14 protein-coding genes and 2 riboswitches are annotated in these 21,376 nt (G+C 67.9%); of the genes, 7 read left to right on the top strand and 7 right to left on the bottom strand.

Features of this window, described 5'->3' with window-relative positions:
* Positions 1–221: 221 nt before the first annotated feature.
* Both P7A99_RS04150 and P7A99_RS04145 read left to right on the top strand, forming a co-directional pair.
* On the top strand, positions 222–902 hold the full coding sequence (locus P7A99_RS04150; RefSeq protein ID WP_277792678.1) for an isochorismatase family protein: 681 nt from the start codon (positions 222–224) through the stop codon (positions 900–902).
* A gap of 80 nt (positions 903–982) precedes the next feature.
* Positions 983–1,858, top strand: a complete 876-nt coding sequence (locus P7A99_RS04145; protein WP_277792677.1) for an alpha/beta fold hydrolase — start codon at positions 983–985, stop codon at positions 1,856–1,858.
* A 56-nt stretch (positions 1,859–1,914) separates the two neighbouring features.
* Here the strand turns inward: P7A99_RS04145 and P7A99_RS04140 are convergent, their stop codons facing one another.
* Positions 1,915–7,932 (bottom strand): hypothetical protein, encoded by a 6,018-nt coding sequence (locus P7A99_RS04140; RefSeq protein WP_277792676.1) that lies wholly within the window; start codon positions 7,930–7,932, stop codon positions 1,915–1,917.
* A gap of 360 nt (positions 7,933–8,292) precedes the next feature.
* Between P7A99_RS04140 and P7A99_RS04135 the strand changes: the two genes are divergently transcribed.
* Entirely contained in the window at positions 8,293–9,498 is a 1,206-nt protein-coding gene (locus P7A99_RS04135) for a saccharopine dehydrogenase family protein (protein ID WP_277792675.1), read from the top strand.
* Positions 9,499–9,517: 19 nt separating this feature from the next.
* On the top strand, positions 9,518–10,690 hold the full coding sequence (locus P7A99_RS04130; RefSeq protein WP_277792674.1) for a carboxynorspermidine decarboxylase: 1,173 nt from the start codon (positions 9,518–9,520) through the stop codon (positions 10,688–10,690).
* 13 nt (positions 10,691–10,703) lie between these two features.
* Here P7A99_RS04130 and P7A99_RS04125 read toward each other — a convergent pair whose 3' ends face one another.
* Complete coding sequence (locus tag P7A99_RS04125) at positions 10,704–12,611, bottom strand: BCCT family transporter (RefSeq protein ID WP_277792673.1); 1,908 nt, start codon at positions 12,609–12,611, stop codon at positions 10,704–10,706.
* A 124-nt stretch (positions 12,612–12,735) separates the two neighbouring features.
* Positions 12,736–12,950: riboswitch (cobalamin riboswitch) on the top strand.
* 189 nt (positions 12,951–13,139) lie between these two features.
* Here P7A99_RS04125 and P7A99_RS04120 point away from each other — a divergent pair.
* Both P7A99_RS04120 and P7A99_RS04115 read left to right on the top strand, forming a co-directional pair.
* Positions 13,140–15,320, top strand: a complete 2,181-nt coding sequence (locus tag P7A99_RS04120) for a TonB-dependent receptor (RefSeq protein ID WP_277792672.1) — start codon at positions 13,140–13,142, stop codon at positions 15,318–15,320.
* Between the two features lie 61 nt (positions 15,321–15,381).
* Positions 15,382–16,344 carry an LLM class flavin-dependent oxidoreductase gene (locus P7A99_RS04115; protein ID WP_277792671.1) on the top strand — a complete coding sequence of 321 codons (963 nt, stop codon included), beginning with the start codon at positions 15,382–15,384 and terminating at the stop codon, positions 16,342–16,344.
* Here the strand turns inward: P7A99_RS04115 and P7A99_RS04110 are convergent.
* The 5 genes from P7A99_RS04110 to P7A99_RS04090 are packed head-to-tail and all read right to left on the bottom strand — an operon-like array spanning position 16,341 to position 20,280.
* Entirely contained in the window at positions 16,341–17,111 is a 771-nt protein-coding gene (locus P7A99_RS04110) for an ABC transporter ATP-binding protein (RefSeq protein ID WP_277792670.1), read from the bottom strand. The two genes, P7A99_RS04115 and P7A99_RS04110, sit on opposite strands and share 4 nt — an antisense overlap.
* Positions 17,108–18,190: a FecCD family ABC transporter permease gene (locus P7A99_RS04105; RefSeq protein WP_277792669.1), complete on the bottom strand. Its 1,083-nt coding sequence runs from the start codon at positions 18,188–18,190 to the stop codon at positions 17,108–17,110. Before P7A99_RS04105 ends, P7A99_RS04110 begins: the two co-directional genes overlap by 4 nt.
* Entirely contained in the window at positions 18,187–19,308 is a 1,122-nt protein-coding gene (locus tag P7A99_RS04100; protein ID WP_277792668.1) for an ABC transporter substrate-binding protein, read from the bottom strand. The genes P7A99_RS04105 and P7A99_RS04100 overlap by 4 nt, the downstream gene beginning before the upstream one ends.
* A complete protein-coding gene (locus tag P7A99_RS04095) occupies positions 19,295–20,032 on the bottom strand; it encodes a CbtA family protein (protein ID WP_277792667.1) in 738 nt (245 codons plus the stop codon). Before P7A99_RS04095 ends, P7A99_RS04100 begins: the two co-directional genes overlap by 14 nt.
* 20 nt (positions 20,033–20,052) lie before the next feature.
* Positions 20,053–20,280, bottom strand: a complete 228-nt coding sequence (locus tag P7A99_RS04090) for a CbtB domain-containing protein (protein WP_277792666.1) — start codon at positions 20,278–20,280, stop codon at positions 20,053–20,055.
* 196 nt (positions 20,281–20,476) lie between these two features.
* Between P7A99_RS04090 and P7A99_RS04085 the strand changes: the two genes are divergently transcribed.
* Entirely contained in the window at positions 20,477–21,049 is a 573-nt protein-coding gene (locus P7A99_RS04085; RefSeq protein ID WP_347276678.1) for a histidine phosphatase family protein, read from the top strand.
* 27 nt (positions 21,050–21,076) lie between these two features.
* A riboswitch (cobalamin riboswitch) is annotated at positions 21,077–21,291 on the top strand.
* Positions 21,292–21,376 lie beyond the last annotated feature (85 nt).

Raw genomic sequence — 21,376 nt, 5'->3', positions numbered from 1 at the left:
AAGCATCGTCAAGGTTCGGCAGGCGCGAGTGTTGGCGCGCTGGGAGCGCTCCGAACGGCTCCTTTGCAAAAAGCAATGTGTCGTCGAATCGGCCGAGAGATCAGGCCCGTACGGCATTTTACCGGGCTTTACTGGCTCGCCTCGACGCGGCGACGGATTGTCGATTTGCCCGGGGCGTCCTGAAGGAGGCCGGTTCCGGCGGACCATTCGAAGGAAATCCCATGACGACGTCGCCGAACCAGAAAACGAGCGTCCTGCCCACGGGCGGCGGCGCGGCTCTGCTCGATCCCGCCGATGCGGTGATCCTGCTGCTGGATCACCAGTCGGGTCTGTTCCAGACGGTGAAGGACATCTCCGTGGCCGACCTTCGGCGAAACGTCGAGATGGTCGCCCGGCTCGCCACCCTGCTGAACATTCCGGTGATCACGACCGCCTCGGAGCCGGCTGGTTCGAACGGCCCGCTGATGCCCGAAATCCACGAGCTTGCCCCCCACGCGGTCTACGTGCCGCGCAAGGGCGAGGTGAACGCCTGGGACAACGCGGATTTCGTCGACCAGGTGAGGGCCACCGGCCGCAGGACCCTGATCATGGCGGGCGTCTGGACCAGCGTGTGCGTGATGTTCCCCGCGCTGGACGCGCGCGCGGCCGGCTACGAAGTCTATGCGGTGGTCGACGCCTCGGGCGATCCGAGCGAGATGGCTTCTCGCACCAGCCTGGCGCGCTTCGTCCAGGGCGGGGTCAAGCCGACCTCGACCAATGCGCTGCTGAGCGAGCTGCATCGCACCTGGGCGCGGCCGGAGGCCACGGAACTGGCCAAGCTCTACGGCCTGGCGGCCCCCAACTACGCCGCGGTCATGGAAAGCTTCCAGAAGGCTCAGGCCGTCGCCAGGGCCGGCGCCTAGAGACGCGTGGCGGCCGATCCCGAGCTCGGGACGGTCGCCGCCCCCCGTTCGAAACTTGCCATGCAGAGCAGGAGGCCGTGATGGCGCCAGACCCTGTCCGTTCCCAGACCGTCCTGCGTCGCGCCGAGGTCGACGGGGTTTCCGTCTTCTACCGCGAGGCGGGGGATCCCCGGAATCCGGCGATCCTGCTGCTGCATGGCTTTCCGACCTCGTCTCACCAGTTCCGCGATCTGATTCCGCGCCTTGCCGACCTCTATCACGTGGTCGCACCGGACCTGCCGGGCTTCGGCTTCACCACCGCGCCCGAGAGCTTCGACTACAGTTTCGCGCGCCTGGCTGAGACGATGGCCGGCTTCACCGACGCCATCGGCCTCGCGCGCCATGCGATCTACATCTTCGACTACGGGGCGCCGGTCGGCTTGCGCCTGGCGTTGGCGAGGCCCGACGCCATTACGGCCATCGTCTCCCAGAACGGCAACGCCTACGAGGAAGGTCTCAGCGACGGTTGGGGCCCGACCCGCGCCTACTGGGCCGATCCGTCGCCGGCCAATCGCGAGGCGATGCGCGGCATGCTGAGCCTGGAGACCACCCGCTGGCAGTACACCCACGGCGCGCCGGACGAGACCCAGGTGGCGCCGGAGGCCTACTGGCTGGACTACGCCCTTATGTCGCGACCAGGCAATGACGAGATCCAGCTAGGGCTGATCGCCGACTATGCCGGGAATGTCGCGCTCTATCCGCGCATCCAGGCCTATTTCCGTGATCGCCAGCCGCCGCTGCTGGCGGTGTGGGGCGCCAGGGATCCGTTCTTCCTGCCGGCGGGAGCGGAGGCCTTTCTCCGAGACCTGCCAAAGGCCGAGGTGCATCTCGTCGATGCCGGGCATTTCGCCCTGGAGACCCACGGCCGCGAGATCGCCGACTACATCCGCGACTTCCTGGGACGTCATCTGGCCTAGGGGTTGGACATTCATGAGGCAGGAGATCCGCGCGGATCGCGGATCTCCTGCTCTGGTCAGAACTTCCAGTTCAGGCCGACGAGGCCGGCCTGACGTCCGCCGTCGCCGAACTCGCCCGCATAGCTGGCCGAGATGGTCAGCCCCTTGCGGAGGTCGTAGGCGAAGCCGGCGCCGGCGGTGGCCAGGGTGTCGGCCCGGCCGAGGCCCCTGGCGGTGATCACCGTCGGCAGGCCTTCCAGCGTGGCCGAGGCCGAGCTTTCACCGCCGCCGACCATGGATCGGAAGCCCAGCGAGGCGAACGGGTGCAGGCGAGCGCCGGCGTCCTGGCCGCCGATCAGCTCAACCTGGCCGTCGACGAACCAGGTCGACTCCTTTCGTCCCTGGATAGCCAGGGCGAACGCGCCGCCGCCCTGTTCGGCGATCGCCTCGCGGCTGGTCCGGACATAGCTGGCGCCGAGGCGGGGCTGGACGAGCCAGTCGGCACTGAGTTTGGCGCGGTAGGCCAGGTTGACGTCGGCGACCCAGCTTTTCAGGGCGTAGTCGGTCGACACTGAAGCGCCGCCCGGCGCGACACGACGGGTGTCGGCGTCGGCGGCGTCGTGCGCGGCCATCGCCGTCAGATGCAGGCTTCCCAGGCGAACCTGGCCCTGCGCGCCGACGACGAAGCTGTCGGCGTTGGTGCGGGCATCCAGGTCGCGGACGCGCTGGCGGCCGTCGAGGTAGCCCACGAACACGCCGGCCCAGGCCTTCTGCACGCCATAGCCGACGCCGAGCAGGCCGCCTGTGGTTTCGATCCGGCCGCTGGAAATCCCCACGGCCGCGTCGCCGTCCAGCTTGCGGTTGCTGGTGATGGCCTGGCCGAAGCCGAACATGCCCGGCGTGGTCGGCGCGAACCGGCTCTGGGCGCGTGAGGCGTCCACCATCGTCAGGCCGTTCTCGACCGCCAGTTGCGAGGCCGAGGCATAGGCCTCGGGCGTCATCCGGGCGAGGGCGCGCGGGTTGCTCCGGTTGGTGGTGGGGTCGGCCAGGGCCGACATGGCGTCCGACAGCGACGCGCCCACCTTGTTGTCGATGAGCGCGCTGTTCAGCTGGCCGACCAGGGTCGAGATCTGCGAGCCGAAGGCCGTGTCGGTCGAGAACAGACCGAGCGCCTGCAGGCGGTTGGCCGACTGGTCGAGGTGAAGGTTCTGACCTTGCATGCCGTCGACAGTGGAGAAGGCGCCCTCGATGCCGCCGTTGGCGACGATCAGGTCGATGCGACGGCCGGGCGCCAGCGACGCCGCGCCGACCAGCTTCAGGGTGGATCCCTGGGCGATTGTGAGCTTGCCCGAGACCAGCAGCTTGTCGGCCACCGTGGGCGTGATCTCGAACAGCGCCGTCGAGCCCGAGGCGAGCGCCACGTTCCCGGTAACGGTCATCGTGCCGGGGGAAGCGCCGGGGCTCAGCGTGCCGGACACGGCGACGTCGCCGGTCACCGCGCCCGCCGAACCGAAGGTCGAGCCCTGGGCCACCGAGATGCGGGCGGCCGACAGGCGAGACCCGGCCAAGCCGATCAGGCGGCCGTTCTGCACCTCGATGCTGTCGAAGCCGTAGTCGCCGGACATGCTGATCACGCCCGACTGCACGCTGAGGGTTTCGAAACCGTCGAACCGCGTATCGCCCAGAGCGATCGGCGCGGTTTCGGTTCCGCCCAGCGCCAGTTCGAGGCGATCGCGACCACCGCCGCCCAGGGCGGAGCCCGTGAACGTCGCGCCCGTCGTCAGCCGCAGGACGTCGTCGCCGGCGCCCAGATCCAGCACGCCCGAGAAGGCGCCGGCCAGCTTCACCGTGTTGGCGTCGCCTCCCAGGGCGAGGGCGCCGGCGTCCAGCGTCGCACCGGCCGCCAGGGTCAGGTCCTTGCTGCTGGTGATCAGACGCTCGAACCTGGCCGCGCCGCCGGTGAAGTTCAGCGCACCCGTGCCGGTGACCTGAAGGGTCTCGAACTGCTGGAGCTGTTCGCCGCGCAGCGACAGGTCCGAGGTCAGGTCGATGTTGACGCGGTCGTTGCCCGCACCGCCCAGCACCGTGCCCAGCAGCCGGCCGCCGGCCGCCATCTCGAACAGGTCGTCGCCTGCGCCCAGGTCGAACACGCCGTTCAGGACGCCGCCTGAGAGGATCGACAGAGACTGAGCGCCGTCGCCGCTGAAGCGCGAGGTGTCGCCAGCCGTGCCCAGGGTTCCGGAGACGGACATCTGGCCGCCGTCGAGGGCGATGGTCTCGAAGCCGCTCAGGGACCCGGCGATGGTCACGGGGGCCGTCGTCGTGAAGCGGACGGTGTCCGCCCCGGCGCCGCCGGCATAGACGCCGGTCAGGGCGGCGAACTCGAGCTGCAGGTTGTCGTCGCCCGCGCCCAGATCGACCAGAGCGATCTCGGTATCCAGCCGGACGGCCTCGTTGTCGGCCCCGCCCGTCAGGCGACGGACGGTGTAGCCGCCGGACGTCAGGTAGAGATTGGCGCCCGCCAGGCTGACGGCGTCCCAGTTCTGGTCGAGGGTCAGCGTCAGGTTGCCCGCGCCGGTGACGCCCAGGTTCTCAAAGCCGGTGCGGCTGCGCAGGCCCGTTCGGTTTCCGGCCAGCTCGACGATGTAGGTGTCGTTGCCCGCGCCGCCGTTGATCGTGCCGGTGACGGACGAGCCCCAGCCTTCGGTGAAGCTGTCGTCGCCCGCGCCGAGCTGGACCGAACCGCCGATCGTCCCGCGGTTCACCGCGCTGTCGACGCCGTCGCCGAGCGACACCCCGCCGGAGATCGAGCCTTCGACCCGCAGGTGTTCCGAGCCTGCGCCGCCGCTGAAGGTGAGGGCGCCGGTAGTGCTCACGCGGTCGCCGGCCAGCACGACCGCCGAGGCGTTCTCCAGCAGGATGGGGCCGGCCCCGAACGCGCCGACATAGTTTATGCTGCCGCCGCCGATCTGCTTGAAGCTCTCGAAGTTCACGAACTGCGAGGTCGAGACCGTGCCGCCGCCGGTGGAGTCGATGATCAGGGCGTCGAGGCCGAGGCCGCCGTCTACCGTGCCGTTCATCTTGCCGCCGACCCATTGGACGAAGGTGTCGTTGCCGTCGCCCAGGTTTACCGCACCGTTGATCACGCCGTAGTTCTCGATGCGGTCTTCGCCCCAACGCAGGTCGATGTCGCCGTTGATGACGCCGTCGTTGCGGATGGTCGTGGCCGTGTAGGCGGCGATGGCGATGGCTTTGCCGGTGGTGCTGGTGATCTCGCCGCCGGTCTTGTTGACGACGGACAGGGTGGCGGCGCTGTCGATCCGGATCGCGTCGGCGCCGGTGCTCTTGATGACGCCGGTGTTGGTGACAGTGTAAGGGCCAACGCTGTAGGGATAGTCATAAACGGCGTGAACGGCATGGCCGGCGGTGACGATGCTGCCGCTGTTGTCGATCTGCGAGACGTTCCTGGCGCCCACCGCCGCCGCGCCGCCGCTGACCTGGGAGATCGTCCCGGTGTTGACGAGGGCGCCGACGCCGTTCACGCCCACGGCGCCGCTTAGCGAGATTGAGCCCGAGTTGGTGACCGACGCGCCGCCGATGATGGCGCTCACCGTATTGAACGTAGAGTTGGCGCCGCTGACCGAGATCTTTCCGGTGTTCTCGAACTTGGCCAATTGGTGCAGGCCGACGGCGTTGTTCGTCGTGCCCGAGGACGGCCAATCGCCCGACTGGGTGAAGGTCAGTGCGCCGCGGCTGATGATTGACTGCGGCGCCACGGTGTTGCTGGGCTGGCCATAGTCGCCATAGAGGCCGATGACACTGGACCAGTTGGTGGTGATGTCGGCCGTCAGGTCGAGCGCGCCTTCGCCGGTGACTTTCAGGGTCGAGGTCAGCGGACCGGTGGTCACCTTGGCCTGGGCGTTGTTCTGCAGGATCAGACCCAGCCCCTCGAAGCCGGTCGGCAGGGCGATGTTGGTGGTGGTGTCCGCGCCGATGCGCAGCACCAGGCGGTCAATGCCGGCGCCGGCGTCGACCTTGCCGGTCACGCCCAGGAAACGGCCGTCGACGTAGCGGGTCAGGTCGGTGACGAAGACGTCGTCGCCTTCGCTGAGCAATAGGCTGCCGTTCAGCGTGCCGCCGTTGTCGGTATAGGAGTCTTGTGATGGAGCGTAGGTTGGGGTCTGGGTGAAGTCGACGTCGCCGTTGATCACGCCCGCGTTCGCGACCTGGTTGCTGCTGGTCATCCAGCTGGATTTGATGGCGACAGGGCCGGTGATGACGCCGCCGGCCAGGTTGTCGACCGATCCACCGGACATGAGTACGGCTACGCCGCCGGTCGAGGTGATCACGCCGCTGTTGGTGACCGAGGTGAGCGAGCTCACGCTCACGCCGGCGGTGACGCCCGTAATCGTTCCGGTGTTCACCAGGCCGCCCATGTAGTTGCCGTAGCTTTGGGATACGCCGATCGTGCGTGACCGGATCACGCCGTTGTTCTGGAACCCGCCGGACGAAGACACGCCCCAGTCGTCGGCGTCGATCAGGCCGTTGTTGACGAAGGCTTTCACCTCTCCATTCCGAAGCGCCAGGCCCTTGCCGCCGTTGGTGGCGAAGATGTCGCCGTTGTTGGTGAAGGCGGTCGGGCCATCGACGACGAGGGCGTAGTCATTTGACAAGCTGTAGCCCGGCGAGGAGGGGTCGCGGACGAAGTTGATGTCGCCGTTGTTGACGAACTCGATCCTGGGGGAGGAGTTGAAGGGCTTCCTGAGGTTCAGGCCCTGGGTCGTCGAGGCGAAATTGGTGTTCGACACCACCTTGCCCGTGCCCAGGAACGTGAAGCCGTTGAGCGAGGCGTTGTTGAACGTCGCGGTCGCGTTGGAGGCGAGGCGGACCTGCAGGCTCTGGAAGTTGGTCGGCAGCGCGATGCGTCCGTCCAGGCCGTCGAGAACCGCATCCTGCGATAGGTCCATCATCAGGATGTTGTTGCCGCCGCCGCCGTCGATGCGTCCGGTGATGCCCAGGATGGCGCCGGTGGCCAGGTCGATGTTTGTGATCAGGGTGTCGTCGCTGGATCCCAGCAGGACGTCGCCCTGGATCGTTCCGCCGAGGTTGTCGAACTGGTTGCTGGAGCCCGAGCCGTAGCCAGCGCCGGAACTGACCACCGAGCCGATGATCGTCCCGCGGTTCTTCATCCACAGCGAGTAGTTGCTCGCCTGGATGGCGATCGGCCCCGCGGACGAGATTACGCCGCCGGCTTCGTTCTGTATCGACAGGTAATAGGCCGAGCTGATCGCCGGGCCCGCGCCCAGATTGATGATCTGGCCGGTGTTGGCGATGGAGCCGCCGGTGAACTCCAAGGCGATGGTCGCGGCGGTCCCGTTCGACTGCATCAGGCCGCTGTTGGTGATCGGACCGGCGTAGGGGCGGGAGTTGGCCGTGCCGCTGCGGTAGGCGCTGAGCGAGCCGCCGTCGATGACGCCGTCGTTGATCAGGTTGGCGACGGCCGCGTCGATACCGCCGATGAAGCCGCCCTGCCGGTTCCTGACCGTGCTGAAGCCGGCATAGTCGCCGGCCTGCAGGGCGGGTCCCGAGGTCGCGGTGACCTGGCCGCTGTTGTCCAGCGATATCGTCGCGGTGGCCCAGAAGTTGGGGGCCTGCGCCTGGATCGCCGTCGAGCCGGTAATTTCGCCTGCCGCGCCGACCGTGATGTTCAGGGTCACGTAGTTGGTGTTCGGCGAGGGCAGGGAGCTGGCGAGCACGCCGACGTCCGCGCCGCCGTCAATGCGGCCGTTCACGTTCAGCGTATAGGACTCGCTGTAGAGCGAGGCCGCATCGATCGTCGCGACGAAGGCCGCGTCGTCGCCCGCTCCCGGCGCCAGGACGGCGCCCGAAAGGATGTTGGTGGTGATCGAGCGCGTGACCGTCAGGCCGTCATTGCTGACGCCGGAACAGTTGATCGGGGCCGTGTTGTAGAGAGGCGGCGGATCTGGCAGGCATGCCGCCAAGGCGCTACCGCCCACGCCCATCGTCAGGGCGATGATGCTGGCGCCCAACAGACGCTTACGCTTGGAACGCTCGAAGCCAATCGACTCTACCACCGGAAACTCGCCCCCAGAACACACTACGTAAGCGGGTCCTGTAGCTGTGCTGTAACGTTCCGTCGAGCGTTGTTGCGAAGTTGTCGCATAGCGTTACTTGTTGCTCTGATTGAGCGAAGTTCACGTGCGCTTGGAAGGCGCGCTAACCCGGCGGCAGCCTTGAGGCCGGCCCTCGCGAGCGCGTCGCAGCGCACTCGTCATCAAGCTCGTATAGAGGTTCGGCATCCAGCCGGCCTCGACCTCGTTATATGGTTTTCTAGTGCTGAGGGGGGCGAGGTTGTTAGCGAAGACGCGATCCGCGTGATAAGAGGCCGCCCCCCTGAATCAGCGAGGGGGTCGTTAGACGTAGGAGAACCCAGAATGAGCCGGGTGCTTGTTATTGGCGCGGGTGGCGTTGGGTCTGTCGCCGTCCATAAGATGGCGATGAACAAGGATATTTTCTCGCACATCACCTTGGCGAGCCGGACGAAGTCCAAATGCGACGCCATCGCCAAGTCGGTGCTGGAGCGCACGGGCGTGACCATCGACACGGCCGCGATCGACGCCGACGATGTCGCCGCCACGACCGCGCTGATCAAGTCGGTGCAGCCGGCTCTGGTCGTCAATCTGGCCCTGCCTTACCAGGACCTGGCGATCATGGACGCCTGCCTGGCGTCGGGCGTGAACTATCTCGACACGGCCAATTACGAGCCGCGTGACGAGGCCAAGTTCGAATACAGCTGGCAGTGGGCCTACCAGGACCGCTTCAAGGAAGCCGGCCTGATGGCGCTGCTGGGCAGCGGCTTCGACCCGGGCGTGACCTCGGTGTTCACGACCTACACCAAGAAGCACCTGCTGGACCGGATCGACACGCTCGACATCCTGGACTGCAACGGCGGCGACACCGGCCTGCCGTTCGCCACCAACTTCAATCCCGAGATCAACCTGCGCGAAGTAACCGCGCCGTCGCGTCACTGGGAAAACGGCCAGTGGATCGAGGGCCCCGCGCTCAGCCACAAGCAGGTCTTCGACTTCGAGGGCGTCGGCCCCAAGAACATGTACCTCATGTACCATGAGGAACTGGAGTCGCTGGCCAAGTTCTATCCCGAGATCAAGCGCATCCGCTTCTGGATGACCTTCGGCGACAGCTACCTCAAGCACCTGGAAGTGCTGGGCAATGTCGGCATGACCAGCATCGAGCCGATGATGTTCCAGGGCCGCGAGATCATCCCGATGGAGCTGCTCAAGGCGCTGCTGCCCGAGCCGTCGTCGCTGGGGCCGCTCACCAAGGGCAAGACCAACATCGGCACGATCGCCACCGGCGAGAAGGACGGCAAGGCCCGCACGGTCTACGTCAAGAACATCTGCGATCACGAGGAAGCCTACGCCGAGACCGGCAACCAGGCCGTCAGCTACACGACCGGCGTTCCGGCCATGATCGGCGCGGCCATGATGCTGACCGGCAAGTGGCAGGGCGCGGGCGTGTTCAACATGGAGCAGCTCGATCCCGATCCGTTCATGGACATGCTGAACCACCACGGCCTGCCGTGGACGGTCGAAGACCTGGCGGCTCCGCTGGACTTCTAAGGACTAAGAACGAGACCCCATGGAAACCAGGGCTGGTGATCCGGGCGCCTTCGCGCATTTCGATCTGAACCGCGTCGCTTCGCCCGCCTTCGTGGTGGACGAGGTTGCGGTGCGGCGCAATCTGGCCGTCCTCAAGGACGTGCGGGACCGTGGAAACGCCCGGGTCCTGCTGGCCCTCAAGGCCTTTTCCATGTGGTCTCTGGCGGACGTCGTCGGGGAGTATCTCGACGGCGTCTGCGCCTCCGGTCTGTGGGAGGCTCGGCTGGCCCGCGAGTTCTACAAGGGCGAGCTGACCACCTATTCGCCGGCCTACAAGGCGCAGGACCTGCCCGAGATCCTGCGGCTGTCCGACCACGTGATCTTCAACTCGCCCGACCAGGTGGCGCGTTTCGAAGGTCTGATCGCCAAGGCCCGCGCCGAAGGCGAGGTGTTCGAGATCGGCCTGCGGCTGAACCCCGAGCATTCCGAGGGCGAGGTCGCCAAGTACGATCCGGCCCAGCCCTGTTCGCGCCTGGGCTTCCCGGTGTCGCAACTGCGGCCCGAGCACATGCAGGGCGTCGATGGTCTGCACATCCACGCCCTGTGCGAGCAGGACTTTGAGCCGCTGGCCCGCATCTGGGCGGCGGTGGCGCCCAAGCTCGCGCCGCTGCTGGGCGGAGTGAAGTGGCTGAACCTGGGCGGCGGCCACCACGTGACCCGAGCCGACTACCAGACCGACCGGTTGGTCGCGTTCCTCAACGACGTGGCCCAGCGTCACGGCGTGCAGGTCTACCTGGAGCCGGGCGAGGCCGTGGCGCTGGACGCCGGCATCCTGGTCGGCGAAGTGCTGGACGTGTTCGACAACGGCATGCCCATCGCCATCACCGACATCTCGGCCACCTGCCACATGCCCGACGTGATCGAGGCCCCGTATCGCCCCGCCATGCTCAAGGAGCCGGCTGAAGGCGTCGCCGTGCGGCTGGGCGGTCCGTCGTGCCTGGCCGGCGACATCATCGGCGACTACGTCTTCGCCGAGCGCCCGGGGCCGGGAACGCGCATCGCGTTCCTGGACCAGGCCCATTACTCGATGGTCAAGACCAACACCTTCAACGGCGTGCCGCTGCCCGCGATCGCGCTGTGGAACAGCCAGACCGACGCACTGACCCTGGTGCGCCAGTTCGACTACGCCGAGTTCCGCGACCGCCTGTCCTGACGAGCCGCCGGCCCTACGCCATTCGCCAGCGCTGAAGATGATCCAGGACGTCGGCCACGAGTTGGTCCTGCGTGAAGCCCGTCACGTCCCTGTGCCGCGCGACGTCGTCGGAATGGGCCATCAGGCGCCACTCCATCGCACGGCGGCCTTCGGGAGCGTCCAGCGCCGTGAGGGCCGGTCGAGGCCGGGCGCGGGCGGTCAGGCGATAGTGGAACAGCTTGCCGCCTTCGCCGACCTGGGCGGTCAGGGCCAGGCTGTCGTCATCGCGGGTCACGGCGGCGTTCAGGCCCTCGGCCTCGAGGCCGGCGCGCACGCCTTCCAGCGCGGCCACGCCCGCGCGGTCGATCTGTCTGCGGATCTCGCGCCGGCTGGCGGGCGACAGGATCCGTTTCAGCTGTTCGGCCAGCGGCGCGGTTTCTGTCTCTATCGTGCGACCGGCCACGTCGGCGTTCATCTGCCGCACGAGGCCGACTGAGAGCAGGATCATGATCACGGTGAAGGGCAGGGCGGCCAGAAGGGTTGCTGCCTGCAACGCGCCCAGACCGCCGGCCAGCAGCAGCGCGGCGGCCACCAGCCCCAGCAGAACGCACCAGTACATGCGCTGCCAGCGGGGCGTGTCGTCCGCGCCGCCCGAGGCGATGGTGTCGATGACCAGTGCGCCGGAGTCGGCGGAGGTGACGAAGAACACCGCCACCAGCAGGATCGCCAGGCTCGAGGTGAAGGTCGCGCCCGGCAGTTCCTCGAAGAAGTGGAAGAGGGCGGTCGACAGGTCGGCGGTCACGGCCCGCGAAATGGCCCCGGCGGCCTGGCCCATGTCGAGGCTGATGGCGGTGTTGCCGAAGACCGTCATCCAGAGAAAGGTGAAGCCCGCCGGAACCAGCAGGACGTTGAGCACGAACTCACGCACGGTGCGGCCGCGCGAGATGCGGGCGATGAACATGCCCACGAACGGCGACCAGGCGATCCACCAGGCCCAGTAGAACAGCGTCCAGTCGGCCATCCAGGCGCGCGGCTCGTAGGCGTAGAGGGTGAAGGTGCGCCGGATGAAGTGGTCGAGATAGGCCCCGAAGTTCTGCACCAGGGCCTTCAGCAGGAAGCCGGTCGGGCCGATGACCAGTACGAACAGCATCAGCAGGATCGCCAGCACGAGGTTCAGTTCGGACAGCCGTCGGACGCCCTTGCCGACGCCGCTCATCATCGACGCCGTCGCCGCGCCCATAACCACGGCGATCAGTATGACCTGCACCCAGGCGGTGTTGGGCACGCCCAGGAGGTAGTTCAGGCCGCTGTTCATCTGCGCCACGCCGAAGCCCAGCGAGGTGGCGATGCCGAAGGCCGTGCCCCAGATGGCGAAGATGTCGACGGCGTCGCCGATCGGCCCGTTGATGCGGCTGCCCAGCAGCGGTGAGAGGCCCGAGCGCAGGGTCAGCGGCAGGCCCTTGCGGTGGGCGAAGAAGGCCAGGCTCAGTCCCACGACCGCATAGATCGCCCAGGCGTGGACGCCGTAGTGGGTGAAGGTGATGACCATCGCCTCGCGCGCGGCCTCGAAGCTGCGGGGCTGGACCTCGGGCGGATTGATGTAGTGCTGGATCGGCTCGGCGACGCCGAAATACATCAGGCCGATCCCCATGCCGGCCGCGAAGAGCATGGCCAGCCATGAGACGTACGGGAAGTCCGGCTCGGAATCGTCGGGACCCAGCTTCAGCGCGCCCGTGGGGCCCAGCGCCAGGAAGAGAACCAGGCCCAGAAAGCCGGCGACGGCGGCGACGTAGAACCAGCTGAAGGTGTCGATTACCCAGGCCTGGGCGGATTTGAAGACGCGGTCGGAAAACTCCGGAGCGGCGACGGCGAAGACGAGAAGCAGCCCGATGATCAGGCTGGCGCCCCAGAACACACGAGGGTTCATCTTGGTGGTCAGCATCGTCCGACCTTAATGGCCAAGCCCCCGACGCGCCACCCGCGGAGGGCGAGGCGGTTTCGTAACGCCTGGACATCGGAGCAGAATATCGACAGAACGCGCTCGCCTGCGGGTCTGTAACCCTAGGGCGAAATAGCGCGCCGAAGCCTTCGGGCTTAATCGGGAATGCGGTGCGGGGGTCCCCCAAAGCCGCAGCTGTCCCTGCAACTGTAAGCGGTGAGCGCACGGACCTCGGCGAGGCGGCTAGTCCGCTTTTCCAGCCACTGGGGCCTTCTGGCCCTGGGAAGGCGGCCCGTGACGCGGCGACCCGCGAGCCAGGAAACCGGTCGGTGTGCGTCGCTCGCGCCTTCGGATCAGTGTGAATCCGCGGCACGGAACTCCGTCTGAGCGACGAACAGGAAACGGTGGAGAGCCGTTTCGACCGGCCTGGCCGGGCGCTCGCGTGCGCCTGCCGCGGCCGTCGTCTCGCGTGGCCATGGCCGCGCGGGAGGCTCTTCGCATGGTCGTTCGCACGCGAGTACGGGGGCTTGGATGTCCAGGGGTCTTCTTTTCAGCGCCGGCGCAGCGGCGCTTCTTCTTTCATCGCCGGCGGCGGTTTTCGCCGAAGAGGGGGGCGAAGCCGTCAGGACCGCGCCGGTCGAGGTCGACAGCGTGGTCGTGCTGAGCGCGGCCGAGGCGCTTCCGGGCGAGCTGTTGAACGGTAAGGCCAAGCTCGGGATCCAGGGCGACAGGTCCGTGATGGACATCCCCTATTCGCAGATGAGCCTTACCGCCAAGACGCTGGAGCTGTTCCACGATCCGAGCCTGCCGCTCGGCAACGTCCTGCAGAACAATCCGTCGATCCGTTCGAGCACCAGCTCGCCGATGTACAGCGACTTCAGCGTGCGCGGCGTGAACATGAACGGCAACCACATGATGCTGAACGGCATCCCGAGCTTGTTCTCGCAGTTCACGACGCCGCCGTCGCACGTCATCGAGCGGATCGACATCACCTCTGGTCCCAACGCCGGGGTGAACGGCGTCAGCATGTCCAACAACGGCACCGACAGCGGCGCGACCCCCGCGCCAGGCACGATCAACGTCGTCACCAAGTCGGCCCCGAACGTGGACGTCAATCGCGTCACCGGCACGTTCTCGGGCCGGGGCAATGTCGGCGCCTATGTCGACGTCGCCCGCCGGTTCGGCGAGGACAAGGCCTGGGGGCTGCGGGTCAATGGCGAGCACCTGAAGGGCGAACTTTCGCTGCCGGGCGCCGAGAACAACAGCGTCAACCTGTTCGCCAACCTGGATCATCGCAGCGAACGCAGCGCCACCAACCTGTTCGCCGGCTATTTCGACCTGCGGATCAACGGCGGGCAGCGCTGGTTCACGTTCAGCGGCACGGGCGCCAAGCTGCCGACGGCGCCGGACGCCAAGACGAACTACGATTTCCCGGAAACGACCAAGCTCATGTACGGCTATGTCGTCGCCCTCAATCACGAGCAGCGCCTGACCGACAGATGGTCGCTGTTCGCTAACTACGGGGCGATGGAGAAGCAGGGCTACAAGTACAATTCCAGCTCGGCCCTGCGCTTCAACGACGCCGGCGCCTTCGTGACCTCCAACGTCTCCAACGCCCAGGTGGAGGCCACCGAGAACCAGTACGCGCAGATCGGCCTGCGGGGGCGGTTCGACACGGGTCCGGTGAAGCATAGCGTCGCCTTGGCCGTGGACTATTCGTTGGCCAAGTACTGGAACGACACCAACAACAGCGCCACGGGCCTGATCGGCGGCGGCCTTTACAGCGGCGTGGCCTACGGCGCGCGGTTCTATCCGCTGCCGGCGCGGCGCGCGGCGGTGTTGCAATGGAACGAGAAGAACACCGGCGTGACGCTGAGCGACGTCGTCTCGCTCGGCAAGGTCGATGTCCTGCTCGCGGCCTCGCAGAAGAACGAGAACTTCCTCAACGCGCTGAACGGCCAGCGGATCGAGAACGACAACATCCTGCCAACCTATGGCGTGACCTACAGGGTCTCGCCGACGATCTCGATCTATGCCGGTCACACCGAGAGCTTCTCGCGCGGTGCGATGGTCGGCAACGACGCCCGCTACGTCAATCGCGGCCTGGTGCTGGCGCCGATGAAGGCGACCCAGGACGAGGTCGGGCTCAAGGTGATGCGCGGAGGCATGCTCACGACCCTGGCCGTCTTTGACATGGACCAGCAGAACCTGATCGACGTGGTGGTCAGCCCGACCACCTTCAGGCGCGAGGCCGACGGCAAGAACCGCTATCGCGGCGCCGAGGTCTCGACGGTGGGACGACTGACCGACCGCGTGACGGTCACGGTCGGCGGGCTCTATCTCGACGCCGAGCGCGAGAAGACCAACGGCGGCGCGGCGGACGGCAAGTTCGTCAACGGGGCCTCGAAGTGGAGCGGCACGGCGGGGCTGGAATATCGGCTTATCGACGCCGTGGGTCTGGTCGGGCGCGCCGTCTATAACGGCGAGGCCTTCATCGACTCCGGCACGAACGGCCGCACGGAAATCCCGTCGTTCGTGGCGTTCGACGTCGGCGCCAACTACCGCGCCACCGTCGCGTCCCGCCCGATCCGCCTGAGCGCCATGGTCTTCAACGCGACCAACCAGAGCTACTGGATGGGGCGAGGGGGCTCCACGACGTTCGGCCTGTCGATGCCCAGGACGCTCATGCTGTCGGTTCAGGCCGACTTCTAGGGGCCGGGCGCTATGACGGCGGCCGTTTCCCTCGACCCCTTCGGCAGTGCGAGAGCCCCCCATGCGCATCGACCTCTACGGCTGGACTCGCGACGCCACGCGGGGCGACCATCGCGATTTCCTCTCCCTGTTCGAAGAGGCCGACCGGCTGGGCTTCGACGCGGTCTGGTTCAACGAGTTCCACTTCCAGGATCCGCCCCAGCCCTATCCCTCGACCCTGCTGCTGGCCGCGGCGCTGTTCGCTCGGACCGAACGGATCCGGGTCGGGACATCGATCCTGGTCCTGCCGCTGCACGATCCGCTGCTGCTGGCCGAAGCCGTCGCCCAGCTCGATTGGCAGGGCGGCGGACGGCTCGACGTCGGCATCGGGCGAGGCACGAACCCGGAGACCTTCGCGACCCTGGGCATCGATCACGGCCAGGCCCGCGAGCGGTTCGAGACGGCCTACGACGCCATGGTGCGGGTGTGGACCGAGCCGCTGTCGGACAGTCACCGCGCCAGCGCGCCGCCCCTGCAGCAGCCGCACCCGCCGATCTATGTCGCCGGGACCACGACGGAGACCATGGCCTTTGCGGCCCGGCGGGGCTTGCCGCTGTTGCTCAGCCTGGAGCCGCCGGAGCTGCGCCAGCTGGCCAACTATGCCGACGCCCTGGCGCAGACCGGCGGCGCGAGCGCCATCGCCCGCTCGTCGCTATGCCGCTACGTCTGCGTCGGACGCGACATGGCCGACGCGGAGGCCGCGGTCGACGACCTGCTCTCGCGCCGGCAGGTGGCGCGCGACGCCGCCGCGCGGGCCAGGGGCGCGCCCGGCGTTCCGCTGGATCGCCAAAAGGTCCTAGCCGAGCAGGTGGTCTGGGGAGATCCCGACCAGTGCGCCCGCCAGATCCATGCGCTGCGTGAATCCGTGGGCGTGGGCGAGCTGCGCTGCGTCTTCAACGGCAACGGCGTGCTCGGCAACGACGCCGCCCTGGCCGGCATGAGGCTGTTTGCCGACACGGTGCTTCCCGCCGTGCGCGACGCCTAGCCGTCGATCTCCGTCGGGATGACGTAGGGCAGGCCGCTGTCGGCGCCGGTCAGGGCGCCGACGCCGTAGACCGAAGACAGGTTCGACGGCGTCACCACCTCGCGCCAGCCTCCCTTGGCGAACACGCGCCCCTGCGAAAGCATGATCACCTGGTCGGAGAAGCGGCTGGCCAGGGCCAGGTCGTGGATGGCGACCAGGATAGCCACCCGGTGCTCGTCGGCCAGCCGGCGCAGCGCGGTCATGATCTCCAGCTGGAAGCGCAGGTCCAGGTCGCTGGTGGGCTCGTCCAGCAGCATCACCTTGCCTTCCTGGGCCAGGGCGCGGGCGATCAGCACGCGATGGCGTTCACCGCCGCTGAGTTCGCCGTACTGGCGCATGGCGAGGGGCTCAAGCCGCAGGCGCTGTATCGCGTCCATGACGACGGCGCGGTCATGCGCGGCCGTGCCCAGGCCCCGGTGCGGCGCGCGTCCCAGGCCGACCATCTCGATCACCGGCAGCGACATGGCCTGTCCCGCCTGTTGGGGCACGTAGGCGACGGCCTGGGCCAGCGCGCGGCGGCCAAAGGCCGAGACCGGTCGTTCGTCCAGCAGCACCTCGCCCTTGCTCGGCGCGAGGATACGGTTGACGCATTTGAGCACGGTGCTCTTGCCCGCTCCGTTAGGGCCCACGAGGCAGGCGATCTCGCCCGGGGCGACATCGAAGTCGACGCCGCGAAGAACGTCGGCTTCGCCATAGCGGCGCCAGAGGTTCCGGACGCTCAGCTTCACAGCAGCATCTCGCGACGGCGCGCCAGGAGCAGGTGCAGGAACAGCGGCACGCCCAGATAGGCGACGACGATGCCCACGGGGATGATGACCGGCGCGAACGCCAGGCGGCCGATGAGGTCGGCGGTCACCACCAGCACCGCGCCGGTGACCGCCGCGAACGGCAGGAAGGCCCGGTGGTCGCCGCCGATCAGCAGTCGGGCGATGTGCGGGGCGACCAGGCCCACGAAGCCGATGACGCCGGCGAAGCTGACGATGCCGGCCGTCAGCAGCACCGCGCCCACCGTGACGACGGCCCGGGTACGGGTTACCGAGAACCCCAGAGAGGCCGCGACCTCGTCGCCGCCGGCGGCGAAGGCGTTCAGCGCCCAGGCGTGCGCCAGCAGGATCGGGGCGACGACCAGCAGGATGGTCCCGACGATGATCACCTCGATCCAGGCCGCGCCGTTCAGCGAGCCGAACGACCACTGGATGATGGCGGCCAGCTGCTGTTCGGTAGCCACGAACTGGACCGTGGTGGTGGCCGCGCTGAAGAGGTAGTTCAAGCCGACGCCGCCGAGGATCAGCATCATGGCGGTGACCCCCCGCATGGCGGAGAAGCCGAGCACCAGCGCCGCGCAGGCGAGGGCGCAGGAAAAGGCGGCCACGACGGTCCAATAGGGGCCGGAGCGGGCCAGCTCGCCCCAGCCGGCCAGGATCGCCAGCGATGCGCCGAACGCGGCCGCCGACGAGACGCCCAGCGTGAAGGGGCTGACCAGTGGGTTGCGGGTGACCCCTTGCAGCGCGCCGCCGGCTAGGGCCAGGCTGGCGCCGCCTATGGCCGCCAGCAGGGTGCGCGGCGCCCTCAGCTTCTGCACGACGTCGATCTGCAGCGTCGTAAGATCTCCCAGCCAGGCCGAAGGGAGGATCGGGGCGAGCAGGGCGCGGAGGCTCTGGCCGAAGGTCAGCGACTGCACGCCCAGGCCGGTCGACGCGGCGATCGCGATGGCTAGCACGCAAAGGCCGCCGGCCAGGACCAGCCAGCGCTTCAGTCGATGGCGCTTGAAGGCCTGTTCCAGCGCGGCGCGGGCTTCGACGCTCATGGTTTCGCGCCGTGCAGGATCGGCAGAGAGGTCCAGTACCGCCCCGTGCTGGGGTAGGGCACGCCCTGGAACTGCTCGAGCCACGTCTTCATCGCCGCCTCCGGTTCGACATCGGCGAAGCGATCCGGATAGAGCCACTTGGCGATCTGCAGGGCGCCGACGATCTTCGAGCTGGCGCTCGCGTGGTAATAGCTCAGGTGATAGACGCGCCCGTCGCGCACGGCGGGCAGCTGAGCGAAGCCGGGGCGGGCCACGAGCCGTTCCAGTATGTCCCGCGAGGCGGCTTCCGCGTGCGGTTCGTACTGGCCCTTCTGAAGCTTGATGATGACCTCCGGCCGCCGGGCCAGGATTTCCTCGGGATCGACCTGAAAGCCCTGTACCGTGCCCCGCGCGGCCGGCTGGCCGAGGATGCTGACGTCGCCGAACACGTTCAGGCCGCCGCCCTGTTCGATCATGTCGTGCCAGCCCGAGCCCTTGAGCAGGGTCTTGTAGTCGCCGACCTCCTCCAGATAGACCCGCTTGCGCGTCACGCCTTCGAGCCGTTCGGCGAGCAGGTTCCGATAGTTTCGATAGAAGGCGCCGAGCTTCTCGGCCCTGGCCGGCTGTTCGAAGATGCGGCCGATCAGGGCGGCGTTCTCTTCGTGCTTGAGCACGTCCCAGCAGGTCAGCACCACCACGGGAATGCCGAAGGGGGCGAGGGTGTCGGCCGCGCCCCGCCAGTCGCTGTTGCGGGGAAAGAACACCACGTCGGGCCTTAGCGCGACGATAGCCTCGAAATTGGGGTTGGTCTGGCCCTGTCCGGCGAACATCTGCGGCGTGATCGTGGGCCAGTAGGCAGAGCCCGCCTTGATGTCGACGCCGACCAGCACGTCCGTGCCCGCGACGGCGCGGACGAACTCGGTGGTGTAGCGGTTGAACACGACCGCCCGGCGGACGGGCAGCTTCAGCGTCACCTCGCGCCGGACGTCGTCGGTGAAGCTCAGGGTTCGCGCCGAGGTCTGGGAGGCTGTCCGTTCGCGTGGTGAGCAGCCGGCGAGCCCCGCGGCCGCGAGCGGCAGGAGGGCCAGTCCAGTCAGAAGCGAGCGGCGGCCCAGCCGGTCCGGATCAGGCCCGGCCATGAGACAGGGTCCGTTTGGCCAGGCTTCCGAACACCAGGCCGACCACCAGCCAAAGGACGGCCTGCATGCCGATCGAGGCGACGCGATAGTTCCACAGCACCACGGCCGGGAAGTCGGCGGGCGTCTCGTTAATCGCCGGCAGCAGGACCTGGGCGAGCGCGATCAGCACGAGATAGGCGGCCGCTCCGATCAGGGCGGCGTTGAGGGCGCCCAGGCGGGGCCTCAACCGGCGTCCCAGGCTGTGGGCGACAAGGGCGCCGATCACCGAGAGGGCGATCATCAGAAAGAAGGCGATGGTGCGCAGGACCACGGTCTCGTGCTGGCCGACCGCCGGTGGGGTAGGCGGATATTTCAGCGCCGGAACCAGCGCGATGACCACGAACGCCGCGCCAGCCAAGACCAGGGCCAGCGCCCTGGGGCTGAGCTTGGCCCAGCGTCCGTAGGCGTAGGCGAAAACCAGGGCGAAGATCCCGCCGGTCGCGGCGCCGTAGAGGGCGAGAGCGGTCAGCAAGCCCAGACCCTTCTGGGTGGCGCGGCTGACCAGCTCAGGCTCGGGTGCGTGGGCCATGCCCGGGTGAGCGGGCGCCCCGGCCCGGGCGTGCGCGGCCTCGTAGGCGATGGCCAGATCGATCTGGGGCTCGGCCAGGAAGCGGGCGAAGACGAAGGCGAGCAGGGCGGCGATGACGCCGGCCAGCATGCCGCGCCAGAGAAGACGGGGAGTCATGGGGCGAGCGGTCCTGCCGTCTAGTGGCAGGGAAAGCCCGTCAGGTGGCGGCCGTCGTGCACGAACTCGTGGACGTACATGCCCTTGAACAGCGACAGGGCGCCTTGTTCGGTGCTGACGAAATAGAGGCAGATCAGGGCCAGCAGCAGGCCGAACGCCGCCCAGGGCGCGATATCCTTGACCGGAATGACGGCTTCACCCTCGACCGGAATGAAGACGTCGTCGGAAACGCCGTAGGCGATAGCCATTGCTTGCTCCTCTCGGGATGTCCGCGTCCCGAAGTCCACTGTGTCGGCCTGGAAAGGGTCTGGCTCTCGACAGCGTAAAACCGCCCGTCGATAACAGTGGCGCGACCGCGCCGGGTTCTCACCGGCTTCCTTTCCAAGTCGCCCGGAGCTAGGGGCCGGCGTCCCGCCTCGTCAAGGCCTAGTTGGAGCTTTCGTCCTGGCCACGCGTCTTGTTTTACTGTGTCACGCCGCCACGCGAGCCATGCGCGAGGGGGCGTTTTCCCGCCTCTCGGAAGAGATCGACGAGGCCGGCCGGAGCAAGGCTGGGGCGGTTTCCCTGCGACCGGCGCCGCAGCGCGTCTACATCGGTCCGGGTCCGGCCGCGGGCCAGACGGCCCAAGCTCTCGGCTTGTCCGGAAGCATTGAGCCGTCGCTCGCCGACATGGACTGGGGCGGTTGGCGAGGTCGGGGGCTGATGGACATTCAGGAGGAGGATCCGGCGGCTCTGGCGGCGTGGATGAAGAACCCAGCGGCTGGCGTTCCGGGCGGGGAACCCTTCGAGGCCGTCCGACGGCGGGTTTCCGCGTGGATGGATGATCTGGCCGCCAGCGATGCGCGGATCCTGGCGGTGACCTATCCCAGCGTCCTGCGCGCGGCCCTGGCCCACGTCCTGGGCGGGCCGGACGCCACAGCGTTTCGAATTGACGTCGCGCCCCTGGCGAGGCTGACCTTGTCGTTCAACGGGGTCTGGCGGTTGCAGGGCCTGGAGGCCGGCGCGCCCGACGCCTGATCGCTTGACCCGGAACGGGGCGCGGCCTACGCCACGTCCTGTGAAGGCATGGAGGCGAAAGCCTCCGGGAATGTGGTGAAGCGGCCCTGGTCGCCCAATCCACGGCTGCCCCCGCAACTGTGATCGTCCGGCGATCATCGCGGCCTGACGCCACTGGGAGGTCCTCGACAAGGGGACGGCCTGGGAAGGCGCTGCGATGGGAGGGCGTAAGCCAGGAGACCGGCCTTCGCGAGACATTGATGCAGGCCGGGCGGGGTGCACCGGTGCGGCTGAGCACGATCTGGACGGCTCGCCGCCCCAGCTCTGCGCGCCGTCACGTTCCCCGCC

This window comes from Caulobacter endophyticus, from assembly GCF_029543245.1.
In the GTDB taxonomy this organism is placed as follows: Bacteria; Pseudomonadota; Alphaproteobacteria; order Caulobacterales; family Caulobacteraceae; genus Caulobacter; species Caulobacter endophyticus_A.
This window is presented reverse-complemented; position numbering and strand designations above follow the sequence as displayed.

What these genes read in the sequence shown, in the direction of transcription:
- P7A99_RS04090 (WP_277792666.1), bottom strand. Translation starts at nt 20,280, where the DNA reads ATGGCTATCGCCTACGGCGTTTCCGACGACGTCTTCATTCCGGTCGAG.
- P7A99_RS04125 (WP_277792673.1), bottom strand. Translation starts at nt 12,611, where the DNA reads ATGCTGACCACCAAGATGAACCCTCGTGTGTTCTGGGGCGCCAGCCTG.
- P7A99_RS04115 (WP_277792671.1), top strand. Translation starts at nt 15,382, where the DNA reads ATGCGCATCGACCTCTACGGCTGGACTCGCGACGCCACGCGGGGCGAC.
- P7A99_RS04130 (WP_277792674.1), top strand. Translation starts at nt 9,518, where the DNA reads ATGGAAACCAGGGCTGGTGATCCGGGCGCCTTCGCGCATTTCGATCTG.
- P7A99_RS04095 (WP_277792667.1), bottom strand. Translation starts at nt 20,032, where the DNA reads ATGACTCCCCGTCTTCTCTGGCGCGGCATGCTGGCCGGCGTCATCGCC.
- P7A99_RS04105 (WP_277792669.1), bottom strand. Translation starts at nt 18,190, where the DNA reads ATGAGCGTCGAAGCCCGCGCCGCGCTGGAACAGGCCTTCAAGCGCCAT.
- P7A99_RS04150 (WP_277792678.1), top strand. Translation starts at nt 222, where the DNA reads ATGACGACGTCGCCGAACCAGAAAACGAGCGTCCTGCCCACGGGCGGC.
- P7A99_RS04135 (WP_277792675.1), top strand. Translation starts at nt 8,293, where the DNA reads ATGAGCCGGGTGCTTGTTATTGGCGCGGGTGGCGTTGGGTCTGTCGCC.
- P7A99_RS04120 (WP_277792672.1), top strand. Translation starts at nt 13,140, where the DNA reads ATGTCCAGGGGTCTTCTTTTCAGCGCCGGCGCAGCGGCGCTTCTTCTT.
- P7A99_RS04145 (WP_277792677.1), top strand. Translation starts at nt 983, where the DNA reads ATGGCGCCAGACCCTGTCCGTTCCCAGACCGTCCTGCGTCGCGCCGAG.
- P7A99_RS04100 (WP_277792668.1), bottom strand. Translation starts at nt 19,308, where the DNA reads ATGGCCGGGCCTGATCCGGACCGGCTGGGCCGCCGCTCGCTTCTGACT.